Origin of the sequence: Nibrella viscosa, assembly GCF_039541875.1 — a bacterium.
GTDB classification, from domain to species: Bacteria; Bacteroidota; Bacteroidia; order Cytophagales; family Spirosomataceae; genus Nibrella; species Nibrella viscosa.
On record NZ_BAABHB010000007.1, the window covers coordinates 45,045 to 60,536 of the forward strand.

At 48.8% G+C, this 15,492-nt stretch carries 10 protein-coding genes and 1 CRISPR repeat array (1 of these 11 cut by a window edge); all 10 genes read right to left on the reverse strand.

Translation table 11 applies throughout. The features are described from left to right. Positions 1 to 1,748: a CRISPR direct-repeat array (repeat unit 37 nt; unit sequence GTCTTAATCCTTGTTCTGCTGGAAGTGGTACTCTGAC); it begins 537 nt to the left of the window's first position. A gap of 269 nt (positions 1,749 to 2,017) precedes the next feature. The 10 genes from ABD931_RS17425 to gldG all read right to left on the reverse strand — a co-directional run bounded on the left by ABD931_RS17425 (position 2,018) and on the right by gldG (position 15,469). Beyond that, positions 2,018 to 3,457, reverse strand: a complete 1,440-nt coding sequence (locus tag ABD931_RS17425; protein ID WP_345269120.1) for a hypothetical protein — start codon at positions 3,455 to 3,457, stop codon at positions 2,018 to 2,020. A gap of 35 nt (positions 3,458 to 3,492) precedes the next feature. Continuing rightward, positions 3,493 to 5,001: a hypothetical protein gene (locus tag ABD931_RS17430; protein ID WP_345269122.1), complete on the reverse strand. Its 1,509-nt coding sequence runs from the start codon at positions 4,999 to 5,001 to the stop codon at positions 3,493 to 3,495. Between the two features lie 202 nt (positions 5,002 to 5,203). Beyond that, positions 5,204 to 6,358, reverse strand: coding sequence for an ATP-binding protein (locus tag ABD931_RS17435; protein ID WP_345269123.1), 1,155 nt, complete (start codon positions 6,356 to 6,358; stop codon positions 5,204 to 5,206). A gap of 50 nt (positions 6,359 to 6,408) precedes the next feature. Further along, on the reverse strand, positions 6,409 to 8,001 hold the full coding sequence (gene csm5, locus ABD931_RS17440) for a type III-A CRISPR-associated RAMP protein Csm5 (protein WP_345269124.1): 1,593 nt from the start codon (positions 7,999 to 8,001) through the stop codon (positions 6,409 to 6,411). After that, positions 7,998 to 9,035 (reverse strand): type III-A CRISPR-associated RAMP protein Csm4, encoded by a 1,038-nt coding sequence (csm4, locus tag ABD931_RS17445; protein ID WP_345269125.1) that lies wholly within the window; start codon positions 9,033 to 9,035, stop codon positions 7,998 to 8,000. Before csm4 ends, csm5 begins: the two co-directional genes overlap by 4 nt. A 3-nt stretch (positions 9,036 to 9,038) precedes the next feature. Next, a complete protein-coding gene (gene csm3 / locus ABD931_RS17450; protein ID WP_345269126.1) occupies positions 9,039 to 9,752 on the reverse strand; it encodes a type III-A CRISPR-associated RAMP protein Csm3 in 714 nt (237 codons plus the stop codon). Between the two features lie 12 nt (positions 9,753 to 9,764). Continuing rightward, entirely contained in the window at positions 9,765 to 10,259 is a 495-nt protein-coding gene (gene csm2, locus ABD931_RS17455) for a type III-A CRISPR-associated protein Csm2 (RefSeq protein ID WP_345269127.1), read from the reverse strand. Position 10,260: 1 nt separating this feature from the next. Further along, positions 10,261 to 12,927, reverse strand: coding sequence for a type III-A CRISPR-associated protein Cas10/Csm1 (cas10, locus tag ABD931_RS17460; RefSeq protein ID WP_345269128.1), 2,667 nt, complete (start codon positions 12,925 to 12,927; stop codon positions 10,261 to 10,263). Between the two features lie 11 nt (positions 12,928 to 12,938). Continuing rightward, the gene (locus tag ABD931_RS17465; protein ID WP_345269129.1) at positions 12,939 to 13,652 is read right to left on the reverse strand and encodes a CRISPR-associated endonuclease Cas6; all 714 of its coding nucleotides are present in this window, start codon (positions 13,650 to 13,652) and stop codon (positions 12,939 to 12,941) included. A gap of 152 nt (positions 13,653 to 13,804) precedes the next feature. Further along, positions 13,805 to 15,469, reverse strand: a complete 1,665-nt coding sequence (gldG, locus tag ABD931_RS17470) for a gliding motility-associated ABC transporter substrate-binding protein GldG (protein WP_345269130.1) — start codon at positions 15,467 to 15,469, stop codon at positions 13,805 to 13,807. Positions 15,470 to 15,492 lie beyond the last annotated feature (23 nt).

A 15,492-nucleotide genomic window follows, 5' to 3' on the forward strand; every position in this document is an offset into this window, starting at 1 on the left:
TGCTGGAAGTGGTACTCTGACGAGTTACAAACTAAGGTTGGTTCTAAACCAGAAACCTTTAGTCTTAATCCTTGTTCTGCTGGAAGTGGTACTCTGACTCTTCCAAATTCTATCCAGGCTCAACGGTAAAAGCTGGATAAGTCTTAATCCTTGTTCTGCTGGAAGTGGTACTCTGACAAGTACGAAGATGACGATGAGGACAATGAACCTCTGTCTTAATCCTTGTTCTGCTGGAAGTGGTACTCTGACACAAATACGAACGTCTGCAAGCAGAGTTTTTAGAACATGGTCTTAATCCTTGTTCTGCTGGAAGTGGTACTCTGACTTTTGCTGATCTGCATTTTGGTCTTATTGGTATTAGGTCTTAATCCTTGTTCTGCTGGAAGTGGTACTCTGACTTTTGGCGAAATAGATAATTGTGTAATTGCTGAATTGCAGTCTTAATCCTTGTTCTGCTGGAAGTGGTACTCTGACTATGAAGCCAGTCAGGTAAACGGGGAACTGGCACTGTGTCTTAATCCTTGTTCTGCTGGAAGTGGTACTCTGACTTTCAGCGGTTGCACTTTTGACAGTAACGGTGTTTGTCTTAATCCTTGTTCTGCTGGAAGTGGTACTCTGACAGGACACAAGCGGTCGAAAGACCTGTAGGCTGAGTGTCTTAATCCTTGTTCTGCTGGAAGTGGTACTCTGACAATCAACTTACTACTGATATGGAAGCATTTAACTACAATTGTCTTAATCCTTGTTCTGCTGGAAGTGGTACTCTGACTAGGTACGAAAAAAAGCCTGATGTATCATTGCCCAACTGACAGTCTTAATCCTTGTTCTGCTGGAAGTGGTACTCTGACTGTTAGCTTTATTTAACAGTAATCCTAACGCAAGCATAGTCTTAATCCTTGTTCTGCTGGAAGTGGTACTCTGACTAAAACAAAGGCTGTTAATAAAACAGACCTTTGGAAGTCTTAATCCTTGTTCTGCTGGAAGTGGTACTCTGACACCACCACTAAAGAAGGCAAGTTTGTGACTAAAGTAGTCAAGTCTTAATCCTTGTTCTGCTGGAAGTGGTACTCTGACACTCGTTTGCTTTCTAACTAAGGGAGGTAGCCCCGGCCGGTCTTAATCATTGTTCTGCTGGAAGTGGTACTCTGACTGGTACAATGCCGGTGAAATTGTTAACTGCATGATCGTCTTAATCCTTGTTCTGCTGGAAGTGGTACTCTGACGAAGTGGTACTCTGACTTGTCAATATATAAATTATAGTCTTAATCCTTGTTCTGCTGGAAGTGGTACTCTGACTTTTCAACGGGTATTTCATATCGGTTTTGTTGGTTTGCCTGTCTTAATCCTTGTTCTGCTGGAAGTGGTACTCTGACACGCTCTGAATTATTCGATTTGGTGTTAGATTGTCTAGTCTTAATCCTTGTTCTGCTGGAAGTGGTACTCTGACGTAGCCAAGACTGAAGCATCGACCTTCAGACAGGCGTCTTAATCCTTGTTCTGCTGGAAGTGGTACTCTGACTACAACCACAATCGCCGAATACGTTGAGGCGGATACGGTCTTAATCCTTGTTCTGCTGGAAGTGGTACTCTGACTCTATTCATCCAGTATCTGACTGGAGAGATAGACTGGAGTCTTAATCCTTGTTCTGCTGGAAGTGGTACTCTGACATTGATTGTAAAACAGTCTCTTTAGACAAACTTTCTTTTTCCGGTCTTAATCCTTGTTCTGCTGGAAGTGGTACTCTGACAGCTAATTTTGTAAGTTGCTGATAATCAGAGCCAAAAATGGTTAAATTATTAGAAAAATACCATGATCGCTTGGAAATTTTATGTCGATTTCGGAACATAAACAGCATGTCAACGAACAAAAACCGGCGCAAAACCGATCCGATGCAGCCAAGATACGGCCCAAAAACATTCGATGCAAGCCCCCATACCAATTCCCGAACCAATATTGAAGAACCGGCAATCGGGCATCAAATCACCAATGCTTTCTGTTTACGTATATACACCATCGTTAAATCAATGCTTCGATTTCGCTTTTAATCGTATCGTACAGGCCAAAACCATTTACGGCAAAGATCTGGTCGAGTTGGCTGAAAAGATCGTCGGCTGTATAATCTTGTTTATTGCCGCCCAAAATGGCATTAACCTCGCCATGCGTAATCGAACCCAATCCATGTTGTGCGGCATTGCGCTTACCGGCCAGTAATTCCAGTTTATCACCAATGCGTTTTCTGACGGCCATCTGCGGATCTGTCAGCAATCCGTTGTTGCACAGAAAAATATAAATGCTTTTGTAGGCCCACCGGTTAGGATTGTTGATGGACACCTTCTTTTTGCGCAGGTAGGCAGGCAGGTCCGGATGCGTTTCTGTGAGTTTGGCCTCCCAGCCTGGGTTCTGATCGTTCTTACCGTATGCCGAATTAAAATAGGCATGTACCGGTCCCATGATCTGTTCAACCGTTGTTTTGAAAAGCACTTCGTTGAGAGTATGCGCCCGCCAGAGAAATTCATTGTATTTTCGTTGTTTCTGAAACCGTATCTTCATGGCCAGATACAGATCCACAATCTTTTCCGCTTCGGAAATGGTTTCCACCAATTCGTCATATTGCAGATTAAGCCGTTTTGTAGCATAACTGGCTTTGTGGAAGATAGCCGGATTAGAATGCATCGATTCAGTGATGGCATCAAAGTCCAAATCGATCAGGTGCTTGCGGATGGCTTTGGCGGCCAGTGTATCAACAAACCGGGCCGGAAAGGTTAACGCCTGAACCTCAGATCCTTCTGCTTTCTGTAAGTAGATTACCCGTCCTTCAAATGTTTCGATTAGCCGCAGGGTCAGCGCCTGGTTAATCTGGTCGATGCCTCCCTGCGGAAACAGGTACACCGCCTGCACATCGTCGGCATACAGTAGGTCGGCTTTAATGCGGGCAAACTCCTCATACTGTACCCCCATATCCGTCACGGCCTCATACCGGCCAAACGGGTCGATCTCAGCCGTATCGAAGTAGGTATCCTCCCGGATCAGCTTTTCGATGATGTCGGCAAAATAAACGGTATCGTTATCTACATTTTCGCGCTTTTTAACCCGTCCGGCCTGGTGGGCCTCTTCCTGATCAGTAAACACCAGCATGATCACATCCAGCCGGACACCTTTTTCTTTGAGATAAGTCAGGGCCGGCCGGATCAGCGGCCAGTCAATAATGGGCCGAAACAGCGTCCAGTTGTCGAGAATGATACGCCCATCGGGCCGGGGTGTCAGCGTATATACATCGGGAAACTCCTTGTTGTACCGCGCCGACACGCGCAACGCGGGCTGGTCCACCGGCTGCACCCAGGAGAGGGTCCGGTTGCCGCTGACTTCGGTTATGTGTTCAAAGCCGTTAGGCGACAGTGCATCGCGGAGCAGTTGAATTTCGCGGGTACCGAGAGTAATGACGAGGTAGTTTTTCATAAAAGGGGGCTGTAGAGACGCAATATGTTGCGTCTCTACACGAACGTTTCAGATAAAAGGTGTATGATCTCGTCGCGAATAGTGTCAAAAATTTCTTTACCGTTTGCCAAACCGAAGAAAGTCCTTAAATCAATAATGAGTTGATCTAAAGAGGTTTGCTTTGTCATTAAAGCATTTTCCAAATCATTGCGTGTTACTGGAAGAGCAGAATGAATGAGTTTATTTCGTAGCTTATCAAAGCAGGTGATCTGCTCAGTAAGGCGGGTTAGCTGAACCGGCTTTTCGTCAGTGCATTGCAGGTATCGATAGTTGTAGATATTCCGCAGCGTTTTATAGTCAGGTATCCAACCACCATCCGGCATACTCTGTTTATCCATCAGATAACGCTGCAAGCCATCCACGCGCCGTATTGCACTCCCAAAACTGGCATTTTGAGTTAAGTCTGTGATTTTTAAATAGTCAATAACATTTGGTCCAAGTAAAACCTCGCCAAGTGTACGGAGTCGAAGAAGCGTTTCGTTATACTGACTTTGTTCTTTTTCAATCAATGCATTGAGAAAAAGCAATTCCTGTCTGATTTTATATATTCCTTTTTTATCAACCGATTCCCAGTAGGCACCAATTGTAGGGTGGCTATATTTGGCCCGTAAAAGCTGTTTGTAACATTGCTCAGCTTCCTTAACATGAAGATTTCGTAAATTATCGCCTAATTGAGCCAATAGCTGCGGCTTTTTATCGTAAATCAAGACTTGAACAGCGTGAAAGTCATATCGCTTCAATAGCTCTTCAGCCTTTGCCTTGTTAAGATTTCGTATAAATTTCCGAGGAAACTTCCGTTCTGCTACCTCCTGGTCTTCTGGCTGCTGTAGATACCGTACCTTACCGGGAAAATGCTCTATCAGCTTTAGCGTTAGTGCTGTATTGATCTGATCAATCCCACCTTGCGCCAATAGGAAGATATGTCTGACCTCCTCAACTGGCGTGTTTAATAGCCCCCCCTTCTGCCGCTCAAAGTGTTCATATTGAAAATCAATATTTATTGGCTCTCTTTCTATTGGATAGTCCTTTATGTCTGAATTGGTGGTTGTGGGGTGTTGTAATAAATAAGTTTTGATCAGGTCATTAAAGTATAATGTGTCATCTTTCCAATGGAAACCTGCTACGGCTTTATTCTGATTAGTAAAGACTGTTAGCACATAGTCAACTTTAACAAGCTCCTTTTTAAGCCATTTTAAGGGCGCATCAATTAACGGGTACACTAACCATTTTTTATTCTCTTCTGATAACTTCGCAAGTTCCAGACCCGCGTTTCGGGGAGATGGAAAAATATAGTATTCAGGAAACAGCTCGTTAATATTTGACCGGACATCAATAACTGCATCCGTTTCTATGAGCCTGATTTTAGTGATAAAGTCTTTTCCTTTCTCTTTATCTGAATAAATACTTTCTATTTGAATCTTACCTTCAGTAATAGCCTGACGTATAGCAGCTTCCGTTGTTTGTACATCGCGAGTGCCTATGGTAATGATGAGAATATTTTTCATTGAGCTTATTTCTTTTCTTTATGATCAAGCAGCAGTTTCTCGGCACCTGTTTCCAGCATCAACATAATAAAGTTACACGGCCGGTTACAGCTTTAGCTGCTCGGGTGTCAGACCGGTGTTTTGGATGACCGCGTCATCAAGTTCAGGTATCATGCGTTTACACGTTTTCACTGTATTAAATGCAAATTATAACAGAGGTTGGTTAGGTTATCTCTCCTAACCCGTCAATTGTCAATACCCGCATGTTGGTGCGGTACTGGGCGGTATCACCCCCGTACACAAGCGCCGCTTCGGCCGTAGGCGAAAGCGCCTGAAAAAACTGTAGGCCTTTGAAAAAATCCGGCTGAATGGTCCGGCCCGATCTGATCTCAATGGCTGTCAGCCGCGCTCCCCGGTCGATCAGCAAATCCACCTCGTGCCCCGACTGATCCGACCAGAAATAGAACGGTGGCCGTTGCCCCTGGTTGAGCCAGTTTTTGGTCAGCTCATTAATAACCAGATTCTCGAACAACGCTCCCCGCGCAAAATGCACCGCCAGATCGTCCACCGACCGGATGCCCAGCAGGTAAGCGGCCAGCCCGGTGTCGTAGAAGTACACTTTGGGCGTTTTGACAATCCGCTTGCTGAAGTTCTGGTAATACGGTGGCAGCCGATAAGCGATAAACGATATTTCGAGTACCGTCAGCCAGGCGTTTACGGTCTTGTTGTCAACGCCCAGTTCAACGGCCAGGCTGCTTTGGTTAAACAACTGCCCGATGCGCCCGGCCAGTAACTGAATAAACCGCTGGAACAGGCCTAGATTCAGTATGTTCTTGACCTGCCGCACATCCCGCTCCACATAGGTTTGCAGGTAGCTATCGTAAAAAAACGCCGGGTCGATGTCCTGTACAACCCGGCGCGGATAAGCGCCACCCACCAGATAGTTCTCCCAGGATACAGGCGCATAGGCCGTGCCGCTTAACTCCTGCCACGACAACGGCAGCAGGTGAAACACCGCTACCCGACCTGCCAGCGATTGCGTAATGCTTTCCATCAACAGGAAATTCTGCGATCCGGTCAGGATGTATTCGCCGGTACGTTGCCGCTCATCGGTCAGGACCTGCAGGTACGAAAACAGTTCGGGCACATACTGCACCTCGTCCAGAATCACCCCGTTCTGGTACGTTTCCAGAAAGCCTTTAGGGTCTTGCCGCGCAAATTCCCGATCGCTCAGGCTTTCCAGGCTAACATACCGATATTCAGGGCTGAGCAGCTTCGCCAGCGTAGTTTTACCTGACTGACGGGGGCCGGTGATGCTGATAATAGGGTACTTCTGGAGCAGTTCATCGGCTATTGTGGCAAGTTGACGATGTATCACGGCGTTTTTTTGAAATTTAGGAATCAGATTCCTAAATTTCAAAAAAAACCTTATTTTGGTTTTACATATCGAATTTGAAGCAACTGCTTTTTGCCATTCAACTGATCGGCCTTTACGATAACGACAGTACCAATGGGCAAGGGGTTAATGTAACCTATCAGGTCAAACGTTTTCGACTCATAGCCTGCTGCGTACACCTTTACCTTGTTGGTGCGAGCTGCAACGACTACTTCAGCGTCCAGTTCCTGACCCTGTTTCAGCGTTCCTTCAAACAGTTTTGGCTTCCGGGCTTCTTCGGCCTGGCGTTGTTCTTCAGCCTGCCGCTTTGCTTCGGCCTCAGCAGCTTCGCGGGAAGCCTGTTCCTCAGCCTTCAGTTGCGTTTCAATCTGCCGGGCTTTTTCGGCTTCGCGCTCAGCAGCTTTGCTTTGCCAGTCGGCCCATTCGGTTTCTGAGAAAATAGTGAGCTTCAGAAAACCCAGCGGCACACCGCCCAGAGCCACTTTACGCGATTTAGGTAAAGCAAATGCGTTATACCGTGCAGTTCGCCGAACGGCCTCTGCCAAATCAGCCATTTCTTGCTGAAAGTTCACATTGGGCACGTTCCGCCACTGCTCTTCGGCCCAGCCGCCTGTCATATTCAGGTAGCCCGTGCCGAAGCCCACCCGAATGATACACTGATTAGTTTGCAGTTCGGTCAGCAGCCCGCGTAAGGTGTCGAGGTATTCGCTGGCACCGTCGTCGGGCAAATTCTGTGCCTGGTAACGGTTAAGCTCTTTGTTGATAAGTCGACGGGTATTGGCGTTGATGTCGGCAATCAGCTTTTTCCACTCGATGCGGTCGCGGTGCGGAATTTTGTCGGCGGTTTCGCGATAACGTGGGTCACGTAGGCGCGTCAGTAATTCGGCGGGTATCTGTACCCGGCAGATGGCTTCGGCTCCCTGGGGAATACATTCGATCAACTGCTTTACGTCGTCCTTCATTTCGAAGGTGCTGCCGCCCTTTTCGTTGAGCGTTTCGGAGAGCAGGCAAACTGTCTGGTCGAAATGAGCATCACCGATCCGTAACAACCGAAATACGTCGTGGTTGGGTGCGTCGCCGGGTCTATCAACCAAAGCGAAGTACTTCGCTTCTAACTGCTGCCCTTTATACTCATATTTCTGCTTACGGTCGTTGAATTTTTTAAAGTCACTGATCCGGCGGGCGGCTGTGGGGTTGGCCTGTATAAGTGTATTGAAAAAAGCCGTTCGGATGGCTCCTTTCAGCGAAGAACCGGGTAGAAGCGGCTGCCCATTGCCCGAAAACAATTGTTCGCGGATGGTCGGGAATTTTGTTTTGCCGTCTTTGGTCCACTTGGCGGGCTTTTTACTGCCCACGGCCCGCATGGTACGCCGGGCCACGTCGGCGGGCAACACAGCAGGCTTGCGCTTGCGAACATAATCGAGTAGATCGCCTTCATTGTCGATGAGCTGAATCCACTGATCCAGATTTTCTTCACCGATCATGTCCAGCACCTTGCGCTCATCGACCAGCGCCACCGTTGAGGAGTCCGAAAAATACAGATATTCTGTGTTGCCCTGAAGCATCCGGCCCGAGCCAATATGCAGCGGGGTCAGGGTTTCGATCAGTACGTGTTGCGTATTCATGCGTCGGGCGGAGAAACGGTGATGGGAATAGCAAAAGCAAGTCCGTCGCGCCAAACATGCTGGGTTACCTCTGGCGTGTCGGGTTGTAAGTCGGCTACTTTACCCAGGAGTGGTTTGCCAGGCCGATGTGGGAAAACTGATCCCTCCGTAAACATGTAAATCGATTTTTTACGGTACGTCAGGTGTTCGGGCCGGTCTGGACTGGCGATGTAGCCGCCCCGTTTAACTAGACCATAAGCACTCTGACCTAAAAAATCAGCATCCAGTTCGGTTTGTTCCGGGCACCAGAGCGACAGCAACAGTTGATGTGTCGGTTGATCGGGTACAGCCAGGGTTAACGTTGCTTCTGAAACCTCAAACTGCCCATTACCCACGCTTCGGTCGGTGCCCACGCCGTTGTCGCCAAGGCACTTAAGGGCAGCCCGCACATCGGCATATACTGTTTCGTCGTGACTACTAAAAGCAAACCAAAGGCCAGCCGTTTCACTGAAATACAGCCTGTCCACGTAATAAGGTAGCGGGTCTTCTTCATAATTAGCCGGAATGGTTACCCGTTGCTGCACATCCGTAGCAAAGACGGGGGTTTCGCCTAATGTTCGAACGTCGGTGTGATCGCTCACAAACCGACCATCTGCCGTAAAGTCAGCCGCCCGTAGGTGTCGCTTCCGCTCGTTGATGAGATCTTCAAAGTATGACTGACCTAGAAAGGCAAGTTTCTTATGTTTCTTCGCCTGCCGTTCTTGGATAATTTCGTCATCTCTAAACGGTTGAACACGGGCCTGCGGTTTTGGGAAGAACAGTTCATTGCCAACAAACGGAAACGCCGATGATATACGAAACTTTTTAAAGAACGCATCTGTGTCGCTTACAGACTCAGCCCCTAAAACCTGCCGGGCGCAGACGAAAAGCGCCGATTTGAGGGTATCCGCGTGGAGAACTTCTTCACTCTCGCCGTAATCGTCGGTTTTCCCTTTCGATAGATGCAAAGGGGAGCGGAAGTGCATTTTCAGCACTCGATAGGTCAATTCAGCCATCGGTCAGCGTAGGTCTGTAGGTACTTTAGCTTCATCAAGAGTCAATACGTTTTCCTGGACTTGACCTTGATAGAATTCACTGGTTCGCTCTACTACTGATTGAATACGAATTTTGACCTGACCATTACCACGCGAACCGGAGCCGCCGAGGTAGTCATCCTGAAGAAGTTGAAGCGCTTTGTATGTCAAAGAACGAAGCTCGTCCCTAAACTTGTCTTCATCAAACACATTCACGACGATGTTCAGGCCGAAGCGTGCTCCTGCGGGTACCCGCTCGAAAGTACGGGGCATTGCCGCAGACGTGATACGGTCAATAACAACTTCTGTTTTGGCTTCAGTAAATGGTAATTCAGTACCTTTTAATTCGTCAGGATTAAGCAGGAAGCCGTCACGGCAGATAATGCGGGAAGGGCGCTGGCGTTCGTCGCCCCGTGCCGAGCCGAACAACACTGTGGTTTGATGGTCTGGGTTTTCGCCAGGGCCGTTTTTAACTTTGCCCATAGCTTTATCGCCAATATAGCCAAACGACACTTCTAGTAAAGAGCGCATTTTTCCTTTCACTGAGCTGCCGGGTACATAAGGCTGTTTGGTAACAGGGTTACGAATCACCATTTTGTCGGGGCCACCGATACCCATGGCTGAGTTAGAGCCGCCAATTAGCAGACCTGTTAACGCTTCTATTTCTCCTTTGATTAAGATTTTCTTTGTCAGTTTCATGTGTTTGGAAGGTTAGTCACGTCCACCAGCGGCTTTGTGATAGGCTAATATGGCTTCAATAAAATCGCAGAAATTTTTAAAACGGACTTCGTCGTGTTCGGTGCGGGCCTTTACGGCTTCATGAGCAAGTTTCATAACCCGTTCAAAATCTGTTGCCCCAGTTGATCGGTCTTTGTCCTGCGCACGTCGTGCGGCATATGCCATTTTGGGCTTAAGTAGAAGAAAATCAGTTCGTCCATTATTAAATCCTGCCATCTGAATGCGCTTTATTTCACCAAAAACGTTTCGTATCTGTGATGTTGTGAAATTTGCACCTTTGAGATGTTCGCCAAATCCTTCCGCAAAAATGATGGCGTCGTCTGTAATACCGCTGGTAATCCAATCGGCTGAAAACGACACTTTTTTATTTTCGTTACCATAGGTAGGTGGCCCACTTGGTGTACTCCCGGAGCCGTAGCTGCCGGACGAGTATGCCCCTCTGTTTTTGTTTTGGTCGTACTGTGGCATATTAGTCAGTTTGTGTGTTTTCGCTTCTCATTTCAAGTTCCGCCCAGCGGGCTGCTACGTTGAGTAATTCCAAAAAAGTGTATTTTGAGTCAGTTAGTGGTTGACCCTTATAAGTACGGTTTGTAAATAAATCTGTCTTTAGCTGATCGAAAAATCGTTTAGCCTCTTCAGATTTAGCTCGTTCTCTAGCCCGCCCCAAATCATATGCAGAGATCCAACGCCAGCTTGGATTTTGCCCGTTTTTAGCTTGTTCCTGCTGCATGGTGTAAAGTGTACCAATCTTGGAGATTAGTGCTTTGGGGATGTTTTTTTCACCGCCAATGTGGCGTTTAAGGTCATCTTTCAGCTCCGTGACAAGTTTCCACTCTTTACCCCACGCTAATGGTGTCCCCAATAGGCTGAGGCTGTTTTTCTCACGCTCACCATATCGGTGGTTTTTAGCTCGTTTCTCCTCGTCAGCTGATTGATCGGCGGCTTTGGCAATGGGAAATTTAGCTGGCACTACTGCTACTCCGCCTGAGATGCCTAACCGGTTGCTCTGGCAAGTCCAATCAGCGAAGTCCTGCTGAATAGCCTCTGCAAACCGAAGAATTACATCCCACTTACCAACAATGAACAGGTCATCGCCACCAGCATAGAGAATAAAGGTGTATTCGCGGAAGTCAGCGTCTTCTTCCCGAATTTGATTGAGATACCCTTTAAAGAAATAGTCTAGTGAGCGACTCAGCGTACTGTATCGCGAGAACGTACGTTTTCCCGAAGAAAAGCCATTCTTGAAGAGAAAGCCAAGGTTATCGACGTCCATTCGCAAAACGCCCAGACGTTTGAAATTTGTACTATCAGGTCCGGCCAGTTCTTCGAAATATTTTGGCTCCCCCTGCCGGGAACGGGGTATCGTGTTGCCACCGTAAAATGTGAAGCCGTACGTTTGATCATTACCAGGAAGCCCAAACCCTGACGTCTCCCCGGTATTAACACTTTGCACTAATACACTATCTACACTACCTCTGGCCCAATTACGAAACTTCTCAAGTTGCTTCTCACCGATAAAATAATAATGTTGCCCTAAACCAAGCGGATTGAAAAACCGGTTGCTCTCTACCCCAAATGTTCGTTCATCCGGCTCCCAATAAGTAATGGGCTGGTCCGACTTTACCACGTACCGAACAGTTTCGCGCAGTGTTCGCCCAAGCCGAATTTGTTCGAAGGTTGGTTTTCGAACACGCTGTCCTCTTTCTTCGACGCTATCCTCTGGTCCAAGTGGAAATGAGTCTTCTAGTAAGCCGCCGGTTTTAGGATCTCTATTAAATTCTTCACTGGTAATGGCATCGCGGCTACCTCGGCTTTCTCCGCCTACTTCGCTTGGCTCAAAAAAGAATCCGTAGTCTTTAGTAGACAGCGTATCGGCAAATCGTTGTTTTTTCTGAGCCGCCAGTTTTTCGGTTAACCCAGACCACACCTCGCCAATAGTGCCGTTTTTACCATATACTTGCTCTTGAGTTACTGGCTGACAATCGATGGCAAGAAACAATTTTACGCCTTGTTCGTCCCGCAACTTTTGGGCAACTTTCTGACGTAAAGAAGGTAATTCTGTTCGGGTAAACTCTGTGTTGGGAGCCAATATGTAAAAACCTCCTCCTGAGCTGTAGACAATGTTTGCCCGGTGAAGCTTCAGACCATCGAGCAGATACTGTACAATGCTATCTACCATCAATTGCAGATAGAATGAACGACCTTTCAGGTTTTTTGCCGCACTACGACCGATGATGTCGTAGATAAATGCCTGAATGCCCGACAAATCGCCCCCGATTAATAAAAAAGGTGCTTCAGTAACTGGAATGACCGGTTTAGGTAGCTGCTTCTCATGACTATAGTCAAATAAACAGAGGGCAAAGGCCGCTGTACTTTTTAAGTGGTCGTATAGCGATACATCGGGTAAATGCTTCGTACTGCTCGGCACGGTTACGGTGTATTTTTCAAGCAGATATAGCAGTGTATCAGCCAGGGTCGATACCGTTCGGGGACGGTTCTGCTGCTTACCGATAGTTGTCAATTCTTCGGCAAACGATTGCCAGAGTGTCCGGTACTGCTCTGGAGCCGACTGGTCAAAGTCATCAGCCATCGCTTTCGGAAAGAACGATTTGTCTAATGCAACAGAAGTGATTGGCAATCGATAACGAATAGTTTTTTCGTCATAGATTGTTTCAAATACGCTTACCATTCGGACTTTTTTGAAATCGTCCCAATTTCCGGTTCCTTCGGTATTCAATTCTGCATATTCATCAACCATTCCCTCCTGACTCGTGCGGTCAATGCCCGAAGAATAATGATCGGCCAGTTGTATGAGACCTTCCTCTATTCGGGCGGAGTCTGGCTTGTGATGAGCCGCAGCAAGACGTGCCAACTGGCGCAATTGATCGGGCGTCAGCGCGTCGGTAAACAACGCACGAAACGTTTCAAAGAATTGATACGTCCATAGTACGTGCTTGTGTGTGTACCGATCATGCTGATCTTTGGGGCAAAGGGTACTTTCTAATGCTTTAATATCATCAGAGAGTAGCTTTGATTTTTGTACTCCATTTGCATCCCCCCGCTGGTAAAACTTACCGATGTCGTGCAGTAGCCCTGCCAGATAAATCAATTCCCGTGTATGTGTCGTATCTGCCATGCGTTCGTATGTTACTGGTCATTGCTCCTTTGTTCCCTTTCTCCTCTTCTCCCTTCCTCCTTTCTTCTCGTCACCACCCCAAACCCCAAACTCACGCCTTTGCCCAGCCCAATAAAATCGGGCAGGAACACGTTGGTGTCGAACGTAGCGTCGAAGGCGGTCAGCAGATGCTCTTTGAAGCGCTGTTTGCGCGGGGGCGAAAGGTGACGAATGCGGACCCGTACTTCGCGGTCGATGTACCAGTCGAGGCCTTTGGCCATGGAGAGGATGTTGCCCCGCAGGATACGTTCCAGAAAATCGATGCGGTCGCGCTCGTAGGGGAGCTCCATAAAGCGCAGGTAGTTCTCCTGGTTCAGCGCCAGCCAGTGGCGGATGGAGAACGAGAAGCTGTACTCCCAGGCTTGTAGGGTGTATTGGTTCAGCCGCAGGTCTTTTACGCGCAGTTCAACCGGCCGCCCGTTCAGCTCGACATCCCAGGTCCGGTTCTGGAAGAAGTGGTGAATGTCCTCGGTGCCCTCGTCCAGGCAGATAATGGCCGGGCTGCGGCCGATGCGCTTGTACTGAATGAGCGGGTAGCGGTAGATGGAGCCGGCCGATTCGTAGTGGTTATGAAAGAGGTCATGTTCCCGGCCGGCTTTGGCGATGACCGCGCCCCGAAAGGCAGGGATCTCGTGCGGTTCAATGGAGGCATCGAACCGGATGTGCAGGTATCGTAGTTTTCGCAAGGGTAAGGAACGGGTTAGGGTGACGAACGAATTGCTTCTGCAAAAAGTAAGAATCTTTCCTAAGAAGCAAGTAGCGACATTGCCGTTAGCTAAATCGCCCGGCAAAGGTTGCTGTTGAGAATGCAACCTTTTTGCAGCCACCCTAAAATTACTTATCCCCGGCTATACCTCCTCCGACGTACCGTCTGCCACACCAGGCCCACCAGGCCCACCAGCGCCACCGGTCCCAGCAGATTCAGCAACTGCCATTGCAACCGCTCGTTGTTTAGCCGAATCCTGTCCAGCGGCCGGATGGTTACCTGCCGGGCGCGGGCAGCGATGACCCCTTCCGGGTCGACCAGGTAGTCGATGGCGTTCAGAGCAAAATCTTTGTTGGCAAACGTGTTGCGGGTAAAACGGTCGTAGCCAAGTGGATACGGTACGTTCTGGCGGTAATTGACATCGTTGACAATCAGGTCGCCGTCGGAGCAGACAATCACCCGCGACGGCTCACCTTCGGCTTTAAACGTTGCGGCTCGGGGGTCGCCCGGCAAAATGCGGCCGGCGTAGATGGACCGGAAACGGCCTTCCAGCAGGCAACCGACCAGCCGCACCCCACCATCGTACGTGGCCGGGTCGGGCTGCTGGCGGGCCTCGTTATAGGCTACCACGGCCGGTACTTTCAGAATTTTGGTATAGGGGGAGGTCATCAGCAGGGGCGTTTTCCGGATACCCGCTGCGCGAACGGTATCCAGCGTGCTGACAAACCGGCTGTACAAGGCATCCAGGTTACGCACGATAGGGCTGGCTCCGAAATTGTTGAGGATCGGGTAAAACCGCCACGGCACCAGTTGGATGTTTGGTTTATCGCCCATATTACCCACGTTGAGCGGAATGGCCGCGCAGCTCAGGTCCTTGATAATGTCCTGATTGACCCGAACTCCCCAGCGGAAAAACAGGTCGTCGAGGTTCAGGCTGAGCGGCTGGGCAAAGGTACCTTCCGCCCCCACACTATCGACCCGCTGCCCCTCCACGAAGAACAGCGCCCGACCACCGTTCACCACAAACTGGTCTATCTTGAACTTATCGTCTTCTGAAAACGGCTGCTCCGGCTTAGGCACCAGAATGGCATCGATGCCCTGAATAGGCCCCGGTTTACTCAGGTCCACAAAATACAGGTCGTAATTCTCCTGAATAGACGCCAGCAGGTCTGAGAACCGCGAGGGCGGCACACTCGTATTGCCGGAGATCAGCCCGATTTTGCGCCGGTTGCCTTCGGTCTGCGTCAGCCGCCGGATGGCCGACCCCAGTTGAAACTCTACCCCCTCGTACGATTGGTTGAGCTGTTCTTCGGGCGAGGCCGCTTTGTTGCCTTTGAGCAGTTGCACGGCCGATTCTTTGCCCTGGTAAGAAACAATGGCTCCCGGAAAAATCAGTTTCTCAGTGCGCTTTCCCCCTTCGTTGGCAAAGAGATTGGTCGGGGTTACGCCCCGCTCCGCCAGTTTTTCGATCAACTGCGCTTTTTCTTTTTCACTGACAATTGCGGTAGGGTCAATGAACCGGTAGGTTAGATGCCGGCCGGCCTGCGCCTGAAACTCCGCCAGCGTTTCCCGCACGGCATTCTCCAGCCGCCTGAAACCCGGTGGCAAATCACCGGTGAGGTAAACATTTACGTGTACATTGTCGTCCAGATCAGACAGCAGGTTGCGCGTGGCGCCGGAGAGTGTATAGCGTTTTTCTTCGGTCAGATCTATGCGGAAAAACAAAAAGCTCGACAGCACATTGACGGCCAGCAGAGCCACGATAACGATTGCAAAACGGGAAATTTCAGACTTCATACAGACGGTAAACGGACGGAGCG

Coding starts and splice junctions, on each gene's coding strand:
- ABD931_RS17425 (WP_345269120.1), bottom strand. CDS start 3,457: ATGAAAAACTACCTCGTCATTACTCTCGGTACCCGCGAAATTCAACTG.
- ABD931_RS17430 (WP_345269122.1), bottom strand. CDS start 5,001: ATGAAAAATATTCTCATCATTACCATAGGCACTCGCGATGTACAAACA.
- csm5 (WP_345269124.1), bottom strand. CDS start 8,001: ATGAATACGCAACACGTACTGATCGAAACCCTGACCCCGCTGCATATT.
- csm4 (WP_345269125.1), bottom strand. CDS start 9,035: ATGGCTGAATTGACCTATCGAGTGCTGAAAATGCACTTCCGCTCCCCT.
- csm3 (WP_345269126.1), bottom strand. CDS start 9,752: ATGAAACTGACAAAGAAAATCTTAATCAAAGGAGAAATAGAAGCGTTA.
- csm2 (WP_345269127.1), bottom strand. CDS start 10,259: ATGCCACAGTACGACCAAAACAAAAACAGAGGGGCATACTCGTCCGGC.
- cas10 (WP_345269128.1), bottom strand. CDS start 12,927: ATGGCAGATACGACACATACACGGGAATTGATTTATCTGGCAGGGCTA.
- gldG (WP_345269130.1), bottom strand. CDS start 15,469: ATGAAGTCTGAAATTTCCCGTTTTGCAATCGTTATCGTGGCTCTGCTG.